General features: G+C 43.9%; 13 protein-coding genes. 6 read left to right on the top strand and 7 right to left on the bottom strand.

All coding sequences use genetic code 11. The features are described 5' to 3' along the window. Nucleotides 1-23: 23 nt before the first annotated feature. The 3 genes from R7E38_RS06135 to R7E38_RS06125 all read right to left on the bottom strand — a co-directional run bounded on the left by R7E38_RS06135 (nucleotide 24) and on the right by R7E38_RS06125 (nucleotide 2,202). A complete protein-coding gene (locus tag R7E38_RS06135; protein WP_213866351.1) occupies nucleotides 24-1,277 on the bottom strand; it encodes a DEAD/DEAH box helicase in 1,254 nt (417 codons plus the stop codon). 67 nt (nucleotides 1,278-1,344) lie between these two features. Further along, entirely contained in the window at nucleotides 1,345-1,947 is a 603-nt protein-coding gene (locus R7E38_RS06130) for an ACP phosphodiesterase (protein ID WP_054865345.1), read from the bottom strand. 81 nt (nucleotides 1,948-2,028) lie between these two features. After that, nucleotides 2,029-2,202 carry a hypothetical protein gene (locus R7E38_RS06125; protein WP_017820948.1) on the bottom strand — a complete coding sequence of 58 codons (174 nt, stop codon included), beginning with the start codon at nucleotides 2,200-2,202 and terminating at the stop codon, nucleotides 2,029-2,031. A 314-nt stretch (nucleotides 2,203-2,516) separates the two neighbouring features. Between R7E38_RS06125 and R7E38_RS06120 the strand changes: the two genes are divergently transcribed. Next, a complete protein-coding gene (locus tag R7E38_RS06120) occupies nucleotides 2,517-3,947 on the top strand; it encodes a methyl-accepting chemotaxis protein (RefSeq protein ID WP_213866352.1) in 1,431 nt (476 codons plus the stop codon). 430 nt (nucleotides 3,948-4,377) lie between these two features. On the opposite strand, the gene R7E38_RS06115 is transcribed toward R7E38_RS06120, so the two are convergent. Further along, nucleotides 4,378-5,046 (bottom strand): HAD-IA family hydrolase, encoded by a 669-nt coding sequence (locus R7E38_RS06115; protein ID WP_047103569.1) that lies wholly within the window; start codon nucleotides 5,044-5,046, stop codon nucleotides 4,378-4,380. Nucleotides 5,047-5,241: 195 nt separating this feature from the next. After that, on the bottom strand, nucleotides 5,242-5,751 hold the full coding sequence (locus tag R7E38_RS06110) for a hypothetical protein (RefSeq protein WP_005376378.1): 510 nt from the start codon (nucleotides 5,749-5,751) through the stop codon (nucleotides 5,242-5,244). 145 nt (nucleotides 5,752-5,896) lie between these two features. Here R7E38_RS06110 and R7E38_RS06105 point away from each other — a divergent pair, with 145 nt between their 5' ends. The 4 genes from R7E38_RS06105 (at nucleotide 5,897) to glgC (ending at nucleotide 11,645) form a co-directional block, all read left to right on the top strand. Further along, nucleotides 5,897-6,367: a CreA family protein gene (locus R7E38_RS06105; protein ID WP_005376377.1), complete on the top strand. Its 471-nt coding sequence runs from the start codon at nucleotides 5,897-5,899 to the stop codon at nucleotides 6,365-6,367. A gap of 233 nt (nucleotides 6,368-6,600) precedes the next feature. Further along, complete coding sequence (locus R7E38_RS06100; RefSeq protein WP_005376376.1) at nucleotides 6,601-7,905, top strand: inosine/guanosine kinase; 1,305 nt, start codon at nucleotides 6,601-6,603, stop codon at nucleotides 7,903-7,905. 236 nt (nucleotides 7,906-8,141) lie between these two features. Beyond that, complete coding sequence (locus tag R7E38_RS06095; RefSeq protein WP_226082969.1) at nucleotides 8,142-9,890, top strand: formate--tetrahydrofolate ligase; 1,749 nt, start codon at nucleotides 8,142-8,144, stop codon at nucleotides 9,888-9,890. 537 nt (nucleotides 9,891-10,427) lie between these two features. After that, nucleotides 10,428-11,645, top strand: a complete 1,218-nt coding sequence (glgC, locus tag R7E38_RS06090; protein ID WP_033906540.1) for a glucose-1-phosphate adenylyltransferase — start codon at nucleotides 10,428-10,430, stop codon at nucleotides 11,643-11,645. Nucleotides 11,646-11,742: 97 nt separating this feature from the next. Here the strand turns inward: glgC and R7E38_RS06085 are convergent, their stop codons facing one another. Both R7E38_RS06085 and R7E38_RS06080 read right to left on the bottom strand, forming a co-directional pair. Continuing rightward, nucleotides 11,743-14,904: a chitinase C-terminal domain-containing protein gene (locus R7E38_RS06085; RefSeq protein WP_033906539.1), complete on the bottom strand. Its 3,162-nt coding sequence runs from the start codon at nucleotides 14,902-14,904 to the stop codon at nucleotides 11,743-11,745. Between the two features lie 277 nt (nucleotides 14,905-15,181). Beyond that, nucleotides 15,182-16,063, bottom strand: a complete 882-nt coding sequence (locus R7E38_RS06080) for an AraC family transcriptional regulator (protein WP_033906538.1) — start codon at nucleotides 16,061-16,063, stop codon at nucleotides 15,182-15,184. A gap of 206 nt (nucleotides 16,064-16,269) precedes the next feature. Here R7E38_RS06080 and R7E38_RS06075 point away from each other — a divergent pair, with 206 nt between their 5' ends. Then, complete coding sequence (locus R7E38_RS06075; protein WP_226082965.1) at nucleotides 16,270-17,418, top strand: iron-containing alcohol dehydrogenase; 1,149 nt, start codon at nucleotides 16,270-16,272, stop codon at nucleotides 17,416-17,418. Nucleotides 17,419-17,498: the final 80 nt, after the last annotated feature.

The following is a 17,498-nucleotide window of genomic DNA, read 5'->3' as shown; positions in this document are numbered from 1 at the left end:
GTAAGAACAAAAGTTTGCGCGGTTTAGCGAGAGCTAAGTGATTTACCACGATTCTTATGAATCGCCAATTTTGCTTTTAGCTTACGCTTCTCAGATGAACGACTACGACGACGCCCATTTTGTTCAGGCTCAACTTCTTCTACAAGACTTGGTTCGAAACCTGCCAGCCATTCTTGGGGTAAGCGTTGATCAAGCAGATTCTCGATAGCTTGCAACAAGTACTCCTCATCTCTACTCATCAGAGAAACCGCCAAACCTGACTTTCCAGCTCTTCCAGTGCGGCCAATTCGATGGACGTAATCTTCTGCTTTGAATGGCATATCAAAGTTCACGACTTGTTCTAGCTCTTGAATATCTAACCCTCGTGCTGCCACATCGGTTGCAATCAAAGCACGCATCTTACCTTGTTTAAATTCATCCAAAGCTCTTTGGCGGGCGCCTTGTGATTTATCGCCGTTGATAGAAACCGCTTTGATGCCATCTAACTTGAGCTCTTTCGCTAACTCATCACTGCCTTGCTTCGTTTTTGTAAATACAAGCACTTGCTGCCAATTCCGCGAGCCAATTAAGTACGCTAGCAATTCACGTTTCCGTTTTTTATCCACTGGATAAACCATTTGTGTTACCGTTTCAGCAGTCGTATTTGCTGGTGAAACTTCGACTTCAACTGGCGATTCCATGAGTTTATACGCAATAGTTTTGATTCGCTTCTCAAATGTCGCAGAGAACAATAGGATCTGTTTCTCTGCAGGTAAACGTCGGAAGATGCGCTGCAAGTCAGGCCAAAATCCCATATCTAACATACGGTCGGCTTCGTCTAACACGAGCATACCGGTTTTAGAGATGTTTACGTTACCATTAAACAGGTGATCCAAAAGGCGGCCTGGCGTGGCAATCAAAATATCAGCGCCCTCTTCTAACTTTCTCTTTTGTACGCCAATGCTTGTACCACCATAAACACACACAATGCGAAGTTCTGTTTCTGCCGAGTACTGATTCAAATTATCAAATACCTGCTGTGCAAGCTCGCGTGTTGGAACCAAAATCAATGCTTGAGGTGTGCCATTAAGTTTCTTTTGCTGAACGGTTTGTATGATAGGTAAACCAAACGCAGCCGTTTTTCCCGTACCAGTTTGTGCAGCAGCAAGTAAGTTTTTTCCTGCAAGGACGTGTGGAATTGACTTTTCTTGCACTGGTGTTGGCGTCACGATATTTAGATTGCCTAGCGTCTCGATTAGCTTTTGTTCGATGCCTAAATCAGCAAAATTAACAGACATGTGTAACCTCATTATTTTTGGAGCGCAGAGTTTACCAGAGCCCCTAAAGCCATACTACTTTTCTATCTCATTGAGTTGAGTCATTAAGCTGTTGCTGAAAATCATACGACTGACGCAAAACATCTCGATAAAGTGACGAGAACTTCTCTTCTAATTCGGTGTAATCACTTTCAATCACTTTAAATGTTGTGGTTAAGTCTGCCATTCTAGGACTTCTTTGCGACATCCGATGTAGTGCAAATTCTATATTGTCTAGATCTTGATAGGATTGAAGCCATCGGCCATGCCACATTCTGCTGTGGAGCACCAAAAAACGTGGCGGCAAATGTTCATGAACCTCTCGGTTTACTCTCTCGTATGCCGTTTTTACAAAGTGTTCGAGAGGCACGGAATGAAAGTCGTTCCAGTGTTTTGCGAGGCAATGATCCCAAAACATATCCAAAGCGATAGGTGCAAAACGTCGCGCAACACCAGTGAAATGAGGCTTACATTCGTTGACGATTGGATGATGGTCGGTAATACGGTCAACAAATCTATGTAATCTGATGCCATTTGAGATATCGCGATCATACAGCTTGCTTGGATCTCCTTTTACGAAGTCTCCAAGCAAGTTTCCCAACAAATGGCTGTTACTGTGATCTGCGATATGCAGGTGGGCTAGAAAGTTCATTCGACGCCAGTTTTGGCCTCTAGGGCTTGGTGTGACATGAACCTAGTATAACGTCAATTACGACGAGATGAGAGTGTTCCGCTATTCGGCTTCGTTGTCTGAGCCAACGTATTCCGACAAGATAATGCCAATTTCAAGCGCATCTAGCAGCTCTAGGCTCTCATCGTTTTGGTATTGGTCGCTCATTGTGACCTCCTTTATTTTAAGCTCTCTTGCTTTTACTTGCTGACGGCCTGGCTCTTGCCATATCCACATCAGCAACTCCTTTTTATAGTCTTTATATGACACATTCATGACAGCGAGAAGTAAAGATTTAAAAACCTATGAGCATAATCAAAAGTAAACGATTGCAATTAGGTTTCATATCCACTTAACACTTTAGAGAAATGACTCTTTTATCAACATTCATGTCAATTTAAAGATATAACATACTGTTATAGGCGTCCTTAGATCTCATTTCTTAAACTAAATTTAGTATTCGTTACATATTTTGCTGATTAACTTCGCATATTTTGTTTCGATATAGCAATAGATTTGGTCAATATCTTTTATCTCTAATGGAGCTTTAAATGAGAGAAGTTGAGTTTAGAACGATAGACAGGCTGTTTATCAAGATGTCTATCAACGACAAAATGTGGGTTATATTCCTACTATTTTTAGTAGCCCTCACTTCAGTGGCTGGAAGCCGCTACTTCAATGAAATACAACAATTTGAGCAGCAAGCCATCTCGGCGAGCGAAGCGAAGCTTTCTGGTATCGTTGATGCTCAATCAAACCGCGCTACAGAAATTGACGGCGTATCGAAATCGAACCGCGTAAGCGAGAGTTCTTTTGTCGATGGGTCTGTCACCGCTTATGCCAAGTTGCATTCTGGAGAAGTGATTAAGCTGACTCAAAATATGTCCACACAATACGAATCGGTAAAATCATCAGCTCTATCGTCACTATTACTCAGCTTCTTATGGGTTATTCCTTTTGCCCTATTCTCTTACTGGGTGGCAACGTTTATCGGAGGAGCTCTGTGGGTTTTATATACAACAACCGAAAAAATTGGTGACGGTGACTTAACCTCTCGTCTTGGTTTTCACCCTGGTCGAGATGAATTCGGTACCATCGGCTGTGCGCTAGACAAGTCTATGGATACCTTAAGTGAACTGGTTAATAGTGTTAAAAATAATGCAACGATGTTGAGCGAGACATCTTCTGCATTCGAAAAAGATATGCAGTTGAGTGAAACCCAGATATCTCATCAATATCAAACGCTTGATTCAGTCGCGACGGCAATGGAAGAAATGACAGCCTCTGCAAAGGAGGTATCAAGTATTTCTCAACAAGCAACGGCGCAGTCAGACCAAGATGCCCAGAAGATCGAACTAAGCAGAAGCCGTGTACAAAACGTGATTGGCGAGATAGAGACGTTATCTAGCTATATTGAACAAGCCTCTACGTCAGTAACCAATTTAAACGAGAATACGACGCAGATTAATGACGTAATCACAACGATTAACGCCATTTCAGAACAAACTAATCTGTTGGCACTAAACGCAGCAATCGAAGCAGCCCGTGCTGGTGAACAAGGTCGTGGATTTGCAGTGGTTGCCGATGAAGTACGTACATTAGCAAGCAGAACTCAACAGGCAACAGTAGAGATCCAAGCCATGATTGAGAAGCTTCAAATTGAGAGCCAGAACATTGCTTCAATCACCAACCGAACCGTTCAGCAAGCTCAAACCAGCAGCCAGCTTATTGATGAAATCGGCCATGATGTTACCTCTATTGCCGAGTCAGCACGCTCATTAATGGACATGAGCATTCAGATTTCCACATCTGCTGAAGAACAAAGCGCAGTTGCTAACGATATTGCATCGGAACTTTCAGAAATTCGTAGTCAATCAAGCACAATCAGAGAAGTGGCGGAGCAATCTACCGCTGGCGTCGCTAATCTCACGCAAGCCTCCGTTTCTCTTGGTGAGATATTACAACGCTACCGCACCGCATAACGTTGTGGAACTTATGATCAACAAGGGCTCCTTAAGGAGCCCTTTTCTTTAAACCGTGTTCAACTATTACCTTCGATATTTTCTACGACATCCAAGTGGATATTTGAAGTGAATCTCAAGTTCTCGCTGTACCGGATGAAATAATGTTCTTAAACAAAGCGTTCCGCTATGCTTGATCTTGCCAATTCCAATTTGCTGCTGGAAAACAATATGAATAATTACAAAGACACAAAAGACATAGAGAACCTGAATTGCCCACTCTGCCAAGGAGATGAATATCTCATTTCATCGGATGGCGAGAAATTCACATGCGCTGCTTGCGGATTTCATACAAAAAACTTCTCATCTATCCAATGTCTACATCAGACGCCTTACCTACAGTCTAAACTTAAGCACATCCACAGCTTAAGTCCGGTTTGCCATTAGTAGGTCAAACAGAGCAGCCACACAGCTGCTCTTTTAATTCATCTAAATGATGGATGCGAATTACACGCTCGTCATCAACACGATTGATAGCTTCACCATTAAATAACTGTACCGTTTTGATACCGGCGTTTAATCCCGCCTCAACTCCTTTAGGCGTGTCATCAATATAAAGACAGTCACTTGGTAAAAAGCCCATGCTCATAGCACTGTACATGATTAAATCGGGCTCAGGCTTCCAACTATTCGCATCGAATGCTGAGAACACTTTGCCTCGGAAAGCATCGAGTAAACCGGTTAACTCCAAAGCGTATTCAATTTTATCTTTAGGTCCATTAGACGCCACACAATATTCGATATTATGCGAATCCAAAAACTGAATTAATCGTTTTGCGCCATCCATCGGCTGTAAGTGACGCACAAAAAGAGACTGGACTTCTTCTCGGTATTGCGGCTCTAAAACATCAATTGGGACTTTGATATCTTTCAATTCTTTAGTATCTAAAAGGATGTCAGCGAGCTTTCCTCCTTTAAAGTGAGAAACGCACTCTTCCATCGTTAACTCAGCCCCATGCTGGTTAAATACATTGACGAGCGCTTGGCAACACAGTCTTTCGCTGTCGACCAACGTACCATCACAGTCAAATATCACGCACTTAATATTGGTAATTGCCATAGCCATCTCCAGACCTCTTAAAGGCTTACGCCCAAGCTGATTTTAAGAATGTTTGGATTAATCTTATTTGAGTTTGGGATTGTTGAAACGACGAGCTTGGCATTTCATGGAAATAGAAGGGAGCAATTACAGTTTTTCTAAGCAAGATCACCCAACGTCATCTTGCTTTACTTTTTATGCACATTGATGTGTAAGTTAGTTTTCGATAACCACTGAGTCTAACAGTTTTTGCTCGGTGCTTAGTCTTTTAGCCAGATCAGCCACAAACGAGCTTTTGTATTTTGATTCAGAAACAGCAACATCAGAGATGAGTGTATTTCCTTCGAGATGGCTAACAATAGCAGCACCAATTGGGACTCCAGATTTAAAACCAACATATAATTCAAAATCTGGCGTGAGGATAATCTGTGTCAGATATTCAATGATCATATCTTTATCATACTGCTGTTCCCAGCGCTGAGATTGCAAGATAGAGAACATAATGGTCAGTCGATGAAAATCGACCAGAAAAATATCGTCGGGGTTAAATTCAGAGTCACTTTCCAGTAGTGTGTCTTTGTCGACTACTTGATACGTTGCTTTTTCTAGCGTTTTGAAATAGACATCGCGCCCTTTCAAACTCTCTGGTGTCGGAAATTCAACTTCGACCAGATCATACAGCCATGTATTTTTACGCTCGATACTGGCTAACTGTTGTTCATTCATCTTGATACCTTCGTTTAGAGCAGTACATTAGCATGAAGCCCGCAACAAACCTAGCGCACATAGACCTTTCCGTGGCTAAATTTTGTTTTAGGTGCAAACCTCTGATAGATTTCATCAATATCTTTCCTAGTTAAGGACAAAAATAATGAAAAAGATGCTGTTAAGTGCATTGCTTGCTACTACTCTAGTTGGTTGTTCAGATAACGATGTTGCTGACGTGGGGCTCGGTTGGTTTACTTTGAAAGACATCAAAGTCGGTGAGTTGAAAGACGAGGTGGTAACAGGTGTCACATGTCACATCGCCTCTATCGAAGCGGATTTCAGCTTAGCAGATCCAAGTGATAGCTCAATATCATGTCGTCAGACTGGCGAAATCACACCGGAAATGATTGCAAAAATAGATAAGAGTAAGTCCGGTGAAATTGTATTTAAGAAGTCAAAAAGCATTTTCTTCAAAACAATGAAGGTTCGCCGTATTTATGATGCCGATAACCAAACCTTACTCTACTTGTCTTATACAACAAAAGAGACCGATGGTAGTTTTAAGCATAGCCTTTCGACAGTCCCACTTTGGGGTACCCAGGCTTACGTTGAGCCAACTGAAGTGAAAAAGTAACGCGGGTAAATTTAGTTAGCGCGGAGCAGGCTCTTTCCGGGCGCTGCTGAGCAACAAGTTTAAAAAACAACCCATTGCAATACGACAAGCGTCATAAATTGCAGCTGCTTTGGTTGCTATTTACTCAGCTCGCTGATTTTTTCAGCGAGCAGACTTCTTTGTAATAAATCGCCACGATTTTCATTTTTTTGTGATACAATCCCGCCTCTTTTTTTTCTCACTCAAGAACAAGCATGAAGTTTCCTGGTCAGCGTAAATCTAAACACTACTTCCCAACTCACGCTCGAGATCCATTAGTAAACCAAATCCGACAGGCACCTAAGCTATATCGCCCAACTATTGTTGGTGTCGGTCAAACCATTGTAGATATCGAAGCACGTGTAGATGACGCGTTTTTAGAGAAATACAACCTGAGTAAAGGACATTCGCTCGTTCTTGAAGAAAGCAAAGCAGATGCTCTTTACGAAGAACTGGTTGAGCAAGGCCTGATCACACACCAATACCCAGGTGACACGATTGGCAATACTCTTCACAACTACTCAGTTTTAGCCGATAGCAAATCCGTTTTGCTCGGTGTGATGTCTAAGAACATTCAAGTCGGTTCTTTTGCTTACCGCTACCTTTGCCGTACGTCTTCACGCATGAACCTTAACCATTTACAAACGGTAGATGGCCCTATTGGTCGCTGCTACACCCTAATTTCTCAAGACGGTGAGCGTACATTTGCTATCAACGAAGGTCATATGAATCAACTACTTCCGGAAAGCATTCCTGAAGAGATCTTTGAGAAAGCATCAGCCCTGGTTGTTTCTTCTTACCTAATGCGTGGTAAAGAAGAAGATCCAATGCCTAAAGCGGTACAAAGAGCGATCGACTTTGCTAAGAAGCACGATGTCCCTGTTGTACTTACGTTAGGGACGAAGTACGTTATCGAAGGCAACGCACAGTGGTGGCAAGAATACATTCGCGAAAACATTTCTGTTGTCGCTATGAATGAAGAAGAAGGTGCGGCGCTAACAGGTGAAACAGAGCCGCTAGCTGCTGCTGATAAAGCACTTGAATGGGTTGATCTCGTACTGTGTACGGCAGGACCAAATGGTCTGTACATGGCTGGTTACACCGACGAGAAAGTAAAACGAGAAACCACACACGACATCCTTGAAAGCTCCCTCGAAGCCTTTAACCAGTACGAGTTTAGTCGTGCGATGCGTAAAGAAGACTGTCAAAACCCAATGAAGGTCTACTCTCACATCGGCCCTTACCTTGGTGGACCATTAGAGATTAAGAACACTAATGGTGCAGGTGATGCAGCCCTTTCAGCCTTACTGCATGACATGGCAGCAAACTCTTTCCACCAAAAAGAAGTGCCTAACTCAGAAAAGCACGAAGTACGATGCTTAACCTACTCCTCGCTTTCTCAGATCTGTAAATACGCAAACCGAGTAAGCTATGAAGTGTTGACGCAGCACTCTCCTCGCCTATCGCGAGCGCTTCCTGAACGAGAAGATAGCTTAGAAGAGACTTATTGGGATCGTTAAAACGACAGCTTTAAAGCTGAAAATATATCAAGGCCACCATTTGGTGGCCTTTTTGTTTTTATCTAGCACTGTAACGAGTAGATTTTGTTAGTATGTCGCACAATACGAAGCAGTAAACTCTTTACAAGCCTAACCGAAACAGTACCATCACCAAGCAGACCTTTGCCTCACAATAATACTCGTTATAACTCAGGTAGTTTTTCAACGCTACCTGTGTGCCACTTTGGGGATTCTCCATGCAGTCAGATATCGAAATTTGCCGAAACACACCACTTTCTTCTATTGATGTTATCGCGGAAAAAGTAGGACTATTGCCCGAAGAGTATGACACTCACGGGAAGCACAAAGCCAAAGTCCACCCAAAATGTTTGGAACGACTCAAAGCAAATGATGACGGTAAACTTGTACTCGTCACTGCGATCACGCCGACTCCTCTTGGCGAAGGAAAAACCGTTACGACGATAGGATTGGCGCAAGGTTTAGCAAAGCTTAATCAATCTGTTATTGCATGTATAAGGCAACCTTCGATGGGACCCGTCTTCGGTATTAAAGGTGGCGCAGCGGGCGGTGGTTATTCTCAAGTAGCTCCAATGGAAGAGTTAAACTTACACCTTACTGGTGACATTCACGCAGTGACAGCGGCGCACAACCTTGCTTCAGCCGCTCTTGACGCTCGCTTGTTCCATGAGCAACGCGAAGGTTATGATGCCTTTGAAGCACGTACCGGGTTAAGAGCACTTAAAATCGACACGGCCAGTATTACTTGGAAACGAGTGATGGACCATAATGATCGTGCACTACGTAAAGTCAAAATTGGCCTCAATGATGCAGGAAAAACCATCAATGGTTTCGAGCGTGACGAAGGGTTCGATATTTCAGCAGCTTCCGAGTTAATGGCTATCATTGCACTAGCCAAAGATTTAAAAGATTTACGTCAACGTATCGGGAAAATTGTCGTAGCGTACGATTTGAACGGAAACCCCGTCACTACGGAAGATCTACAAGTTGCAGGAGCAATGGCAGTAACACTAAAAGAGGCGATTGCACCAACACTGATGCAAACTCTAGAAGGTGTTCCTACGTTGATCCATGCAGGTCCATTTGCAAACATCGCCCATGGAAATTCATCCATTATCGCGGACGATATTGCGCTAAAACTATCAGGTTACACGGTAACTGAAGCCGGTTTTGGTTCGGATATGGGATTCGAGAAAGCGTGTAACATTAAAGCTGCTGCCGCCAACAAAGCCCCGGACTGTGTAGTGATCGTAGCAACATTACGCGGCCTCAAAGCGAATTCTGGACACTACGATTTACGACCAGGTATGGCTATTCCAGATTCCATTTTTAATCCGGACCAAGCAGCATTGGAGGCTGGGTTTGAAAATTTAAAATGGCACATAAATAACGTTCATAAATACGGTTTACCTGCTGTCGTTGCCATTAATCAGTTTCCACAAGATTGTGTGAAAGAGCTTAAAGCTCTTGAAGATCTGATTCACCAATTTAATCCCGAAGTTAAAGTAGCCATCAGCACCGCTTTTTCGCAAGGCGGACAAGGCGCAACGGAACTAGCTCAACATGTTATTGATGCGTGTACCACGCCTGTAGAGTTTTGTCCGTTATACAACAAAGAGCAATCATTACTCGAAAAGCTCATGGCAGTATGTGAAGCGGGCTATGGCGCAACCAATATAGAAATGACTCCTATCGCGACTGAACAGCTCAACCATTTTGAAAATCTAGGTTTTAACAACTTAGCGGTTTGCATCGCGAAGACACCATTATCGATAACCACAGACTCCGCAGTCAAAGGCGCACCAACTGGTTTTACCGTCCCAATCCGCGAGCTGCGCTTGTGTGCGGGCGCAGGATTCGTTTATGCATTATCTGGTACCGTGATGACGATGCCAGGCTTACCTGATAAACCCGCATTTATGAATTTAGATCTTGATGATGAAGGAAATATCGTCGGTCTCTCTTAGTGCAGTGATAACGTATCGCTATCAGTGAAGTGAGCATATTCATTGAGTGAGTGGTCTACTTACCTATCCACTCACTCTCAACAACTGTGAAAAGAGTTATCTCAGGCCTTCTACTCTTGAATCGTTGATACAAAGCTCTCCTGCCTTACATCAACGCGCCTGTTTTACACCTTTAGAGTTAAGACGCTAACCCTAAGCCTTGTTTAGCCATAGTTATTAAGCTAGAAAACCCTATTTATCTTCTTGTTTTGTCGCCACTTTACATTGTAAATCCATACTTGTTGACTTCTCCTTTCTACAATTTTGCGCCAATTTGATGCACGGGTTATTTAGCACTTCACTAATATGGTGCAGTTGTCTTACAGTGAAATTTTAACCTCCTTGATTTTTAAGGAGATATTCTATGGCTCGATTCTTGTAGTAGACTTTTCACTAATAAGCACATTAGCACATGCTTTTCAAAACCTCTGCGTTGCATACCACCTCCTTCAGGTTAGCACCGTTTTGATGCATGTCAGAAAAGGGAAAGGGAATACTATGGAAGACGCACTCGCCGTAATTTTAGCAGGAGGGATGGGGTCTAGACTCAGCCCACTCACCGATGACAGAACCAAGCCAGCCGTACCTTTTGGCGGAAAATATAGAATTATAGATTTCACACTAACCAATTGTTTACATTCGGGTTTACGCAAGATCCTTGTTTTAACCCAATATAAATCTCATTCACTTCAAAAACACTTACGAGACGGCTGGTCGATATTCAATCCAGAGCTAGGCGAGTACATCACTGCTGTTCCACCACAAATGCGCAAAGGTGGTGCATGGTATGAAGGAACCGCCGATGCGATTTATCACAACATGTGGTTGCTATCGCGAAATGATGCAAAGTATGTGGTTGTGTTATCTGGCGATCATATCTATCGAATGGACTACGCCGCAATGCTTGAAGAGCATAAAGAGAAAGGTGCTAAGCTCACCGTTGCCTGTATGGATGTTCCCGTAGAGGATGCTTCAGCATTCGGTGTAATGGGCACCGCAGAAAACGGGCTCGTTACTTCGTTTATAGAGAAACCTGAAACCCCACCTACTCTTCCTGGAAGCGCGACCAGAAGCCTTGTTTCTATGGGAATATATATCTTTGATATGGATGTTTTGAAAGAAGCGCTTGAAGAAGACTCAAAACTCGATTCATCAAGCCATGACTTCGGAAAAGACATCATACCTAAGCTGATTGATACCGAATCCGTTTACGCTTATCAATTCTGTGGCAGTAAAGGGCGCGTCGATAAAGATTGCTATTGGCGCGACGTGGGTACCATTGATTCCTTCTATGAAGCGAATATGGATCTACTAGAACCTGTGCCGCCAATGAACCTTTATCAGTCTAATTGGGCGATTCGTACTTACGAGCCGCAGTTTCCACCAGCTCGTACTGTATCGTCGGCTACGGGTAATGAAGGCATTTTTATTAACTCCATCATTGCTACCGGTGTCATCAATTCCGGAGGCTCAGTACAGCACTCCATTATTTCCTCTAATGTACGCATTCAAGATAGTGCAACGGTAGTCGATTCCATCATTTTTGATGACGTAGAAGTCGGTGAAGGAAGTCAGTTGGTCAACTGCATAGTTGATAAACATGTTCGTATTCCGCCACATACTCAAATTGGCATCAACAAACTTGAAGATGCGAAGCGATTTAAAATCTCAGACAAAGGTATTGTCGTCATACCTGAAAGTTACCAATTCGATTAAACGACAAACTATCACAACAAAAAAGCGCACGATAATCATCGTGCGCTTTTGTTTAAGTGCCTGTAAACATTAGGCTATAACAAGTAATCCATAATAATTAGATGTTACATACCGTTGACCAGCTACCATCTGTACCCGGTTCAGCCGCTGTCCACCAGTTCGCTTGGTAAACCACACCGTTGTGGATGATCTTATCACCTTGGTTAGCGTGGCTTGGATTACCTGCCCAATCCGTTTGTGGCAGAGCTGGGTATGTCACTAAACCTGTCGTATCACACGTACCTGGTTCAGTGGTACCACCACCCGTGCCCGCATTGAGATCACCAATTGGTAGATCTGGCTGTTCAAACTTAAACGCAAACTCTTTACCACCAGAAATCACTGAGTAGTTAGCAGGACCAGAGATTGGTAGATAGTAAACCATATCAAGCTCGTAAGTGCCGCCCGCTGGCAAGTCTTTCCATGCTGGTAGAGAGAACGACACACGGTGCATTACGCCATCTAAGCCACCAATGTTGTTTGCTCGTGTATGTCCAGAAGCAATCACTTTCAAACCACCACCTGATTGGTCTTTCGCATTGTCCGGCGCAGATACTGGGATATCGAATTGGAATTCAGTACCGCCAGGGATCGCTTGACCAGTGTTATTTGTAAACGTGATTTTCGGGTTAATTGGGTAGTTTTGGTCGCCAACTTTGAAGCCGCCAACACTAACAGTAATGTCTACTGCTTCAGTTGGTGTTGGACCAGTAGCTACTTTGTTACCGTAAGGCGTCGCAGACTTAAACTTGTCGTAGATAGCTTTGGTCATAGTGTTACCCATGTGGTATTCACCATTACCCGCCGCACAAGCTTGTTCAGTGGCATCTACTGCCGTACGATTACCATTTGCATCCAGTACGTAACAGTTGTAGTCACCGGCTAGTTCCCAGAACATGATACCGCCGATCTCTTTATCGATAACGTAATCGGCTTTCACCTCGATAGAAGCTTTATCTTCCGTAGATAGGAATACGCTCTTCTCTGCGTTCCACAACCAAGGTGCCACAGCAACGCTATCGTAATGACGGGTATAAGTACCAACAAACTTATCTGAAGGATCGTTGACAGGGTCGAGACCGTAAGCAGCTGCGTAAGAGCCCCAAATACCGTTTTCTAGGTTCTTAGCATGCCACATTGGGTTAGAACCAGCGCCCATTTCGTTTCCTTTAGGGTCGGTATCATGCCACATGTTGTCGATACCAATAGCACCGTGACCACAGTTGTTCTTCTCACCTTCACCTGTGCCCGGTTGGCACTCTGCTTGGTTTGGTAGTGCCGCTCTGCCCCAAAGGCCATTTTCGCCACCAGTAACACCTTGCCAACCACGGGTGTAGTAAGGAACACCAATGTTGATACGACCTGCTGGCATAGAACCACGGAAGTAATGGTAAGCCCAGTCTGTGTTCAAGTAACCGATACCACCGTATGCAGCAGTGCCGTATACGTTCCACTGCGCTAGCTCAGAGTCTTTACCTGTATCGAATAAAGCCGCGTTATGACCAACGTGATCATTCCAAGCCCCATGCAAGTCGTAAGACATGATGTTTACGTAGTCTAGGTACTTAGTTACATCGAAGGTTTCCATCCCACGTAGCAAGTAACCTGAAGATGGTGCTGCGATAGTCAGCATATAATGAATACCATCTTGCGCGGATGCCACATCAAGTTTCTCACGCAATACTTTCATCAGCTCTTGGTAAGACGCCCATAAATACTGACGACGTGGTTCCATGAAGTCTTTGTCGTAAGGGTTACCAGCACCAGCCATTGACGTCGGGTATTCATAGTCGATATCCAGGCCATCGAACTTGTACTGACGCATCATTTCAACGGCTGAAGTTGCGAATTTCTCAATACCAGCATGATTAATAGAACCGTCCGCATTCGTCGTCATGGTGTAGAAGCCACCATCAGCTACACGATCGCCGTTCGTATCGAAGTGACCGCCCGTTTCAGCCCAACCACCAATCGAGATTAGCGTTTTAACATCATGTTTTTGCTTGTAAGTTGCTAGTGCACCAAAATGACCTTTAAAACCAAGAGCAGGATCTACCTCAACGCCTGGCCAAGTTTTACCTGTAGCAGGGTTGTTAGGATCATTAACGTCGCCAACGTTTACTTTGCCGTCAGAACCAATGCTCACAAACGCGTAGTTAATGTGAGTAAGTTGTTCCCAAGGAATGTCTTTAACAAGGTAAGTCGATTGTGGGTCGTCACCTGCTCGCCAACTGGTGAAGTAGCCGATTACACGACGTGGGTGATCAGCCCCCATTTTCTCACGGCCTTCTTCGTCATAAATAGAACAGTAAGGAACATCTACACCCGTTGTTTGATAAAGACCATCAGGACGACAATTAGATGTCACTGCGCCGCCGTTTACCGTTAACGTTGCAAGTGCAGAATCTGCTGTTGCTCCAGCATCATCGGTTGCTTTCGCATAAACACTTAATGAGCCAGCTTGTGAAGGGGTTACATCCAGCGTGTATGGCGCTGTTGTAGCAGTGCCAGCAAGCACACCTGCAACATAAAAATCAACTTTAGCAACGGTACCATCCGCATCCGTAGCATTTGCAGTCAGTGTTACGGAACCACCCAGGTCAATAGAGTTCGCAGAAAGCACGACATCCACTGTCGGCGCTTCATTACCAGGTTGCGCTGATGCCACAGTTAACGTCACAACACTTGCCGTACTAACGGCACCTGCATCGTCATAGGCCTTGGTAGAGAACTCGTGCTGTCCTTCAGTTGCTGTCCACGATGCAGCATACGGCGCAGACGTTGCCTGACCAACTAATACACCATCAACAAAGAACTCTACTTTGCTAACAGTCCCATCAGTATCTGCCGCATCTGCAGCTAGGTTAACAACATCACCCGCAGTCACAGAAGCCGACGCAGAAGGCGATGTCAGAGTAACCGTCGGGACTTCATTCTGAGGTGGATCAACCGGTCCAGTGCCATCACAAGCGCCAAGTGTTTCCCACTCGCCCCACTCACCAGATTGCGCTGGATTGTTGTTTTGCGTCCAGTAACGCGCTTTATAAGCATTACCTTCATGCTGAACTTGGTCGCCACCGTTATAAACTTTTGATGATTGCCAAGTTTCTAGAGGGGCACAGTCAACTGCTGCGTAGCTATTGAAGGCCATAAGACAAGAAGCGGTGAGTGTGCTTAGTGTGAACACGTTTTTCACTGCGTTGCCGTTGTTAAGGTGCATAATCGCTCTTCCTTAAGTTATTGTTAAAACAATACTAAATGCGCTAAACGAAACGCATCTATACTTTTATTTCGACGTAAAATAACTTAAGTACAAGTTGGTGATTTCACACTATCTATTTACGAGTTTTCCACACCGCCTCGCAACAATCCACTAAATGATTGCAACAACGTACCTATTATTTGGCACCAGTAACTAATTTTATAACTCAAATAAATATGTCACTCGCAAATTAATAAAAAAGGTAAAAAAAGTCGCCATTTTGAAATAAAGATCACTAAGCCTTTGTTGACCTTGGCGTTTCATTAAAATGCCGCTTGTACTCGCGACTAAACTGTGATGGGCTCGTGTACCCGACCATTCTCGCTGCATCATTAACACGTCGCCCCTCTAACTGGATCAATTCGCGCGCTTTGTTAAGTCGAACTTTCTTAATATATTGCAGCGGAGATTCAAGCGTGACATTGCGAAATGCTTGATGGAAAGCAGACACACTCATGTTGGCTTCTTCAGCCAATGCTTGTACGTTCAACTGTTCGTGATACGCTTGATGCACGCGATTTAGTGCTTTAGCGACCCTCGCGTAAGAACCTTCTTGATGTGCTAGGTCAAATAAAACATACCCCTCTTTGCTCACCAAAGTACGATACACAATTTCCTCAAGAAGCAGCTCGCCAAGCATGATAACATCAAGCTCGTCACACATTGCTTTCATTAACCGCTTGCACGCATCCAACATACCTTCATTCATACGTACCGACTTAAGGCCGCAACGGGTAGCATCCAGACACTTATTACTGAATTTCTCAGCCTCTAATTTTTTAACGAGTTTATGAAGAAGCGTTGGCGAAATATCTATCGAAATGCCAAGTAAAGGCTCATTGTTTGTCGCAAACGCTTCGCACTCTAGTGGCATGGGAACCCCGACAACAAGGTAATCATCGGGCCCATATTGCACTGGTGTATCACCAATATGAATGTTCTTATGCCCTTGACCCAAGACGATGATGCCGGACTGATAGACAAACGGCTGGCGATGATTCCCTTTGCTACTGCGATAAAACCATACGCCATCTATCGCTGTTTTCTTCATACCTTCTAGGTCATGCAGCCCCTGCTTTTCAACATATTGCTGCATGATATCTGCGAGAGTGTGCATTAGAGCGCTCCATCAATGACCAACGAGTTTGGTCTCTATTATCGTTTCGAGCACTATACTTCCTCTCGACTTTAACTTTCTAGCTCAAGAGCATCAATTTTGTAGAAATAGGCAAATTATTTGCAGAAATCGACCTGTTAACCATCGTTAATCAGGACTAATATGCATGTATTCAATCTCCTTCACTGGAAGCAAGAGGGCTAATAATGAACTTTTCTTATGTAAACCCAACCAAGATTTTCTTTGGTCAAAAACAAATCGCAGCAATCAAAGAAGCTATCCCATCCGACCAAAAAGTTTTAGTGGTATACGGTGGTGGCTCCATCAAAAAAAATGGCGTGTACGACCAAGTAGCAGAAGCTCTTGAGGGACATGAATGGCTAGAGTTTTCAGGTGTTGAACCAAACCCAACCAAAGAAACACTCGATAAAGCAGTCGCAATGGTAAAAGAGCATGGCGTTGACTTTATTTTAGCGGTAGGTGGTGGTTCAGTCATCGATGGCTCCAAATACGTAGCAGCGGCATCAAAGTATGATGGTGATGGTTGGGATATCATGATTGGTAAGCACCAAGTCACTGAAGCGACGCCTCTAGCTGCAATTTTGACATTGCCAGCAACAGGCTCAGAGTCAAACATGGGCGCAGTTATCACTAAAAAAGAAACTCAAGACAAACTTCCGTTCATGTCTCCAGCAGTGCAGCCAAAATTTGCCGTGTTAGACCCAGATGTAATGAAAACACTGCCAGAACGCCAGCTTATCAACGGCATTGTTGACGCATGGGTGCACGTATGTGAGCAATACTTGACGCTTCCTACCGGTGCAATGGTTCAAGATGGTTACGCAGAAACACTGCTGAAAACTTTAAAAACACTCGGAGAACAGTTTGCGGAACGAGACGACGATATGTGGCGCGCAAACTTAATGTGGTCTGCTAACCAAGCATTGAATGGGTTAATTGGTAGTGGCGTTCCACAAGACTGGGCGACACATATGATCGGCCATGAATTAACCGCTCTATGGGGCGTTGATCATGCGCGTTCTCTTGCAATTGTCCAACCATCGTTACTTCATAACCAAATGCAGTTTAAGCGCCCTAAGTTAGAACAAATGGGTCGCAACGTATTTGCTCTTGAAGCAGGTGAGGATTTAGCAGAGCGCACAATCGAAGCTATCGAAGCGTTTTATCATCAACTTGATGTCGCAACTAAGCTCGAAAACTATGGTGAGAGCCGTGAACAAGCTATCGATGCCATCATTGATCAACTAAACAAACACGGCATGACTGTTTTAGGTGAAAACCAGGCGATCACACTTGAACGTAGCCGAGAAATCTTAGAGTTAGCTGTCTCATAACTGCAACAATTCTTCACTGCCCTTCCTAGGGTTTAACGGTATTGTGACTTAACAGTCACAATACCGTTTTTTTATGCTAT

Source organism: Vibrio sp. Vb2131, assembly GCF_033338535.1.
Taxonomy (GTDB): domain Bacteria; phylum Pseudomonadota; class Gammaproteobacteria; order Enterobacterales; family Vibrionaceae; genus Vibrio; species Vibrio alginolyticus.
The sequence above is the reverse complement of the archived record's forward strand: the minus strand, read 5'-3'. Positions and strand labels throughout refer to the sequence as shown.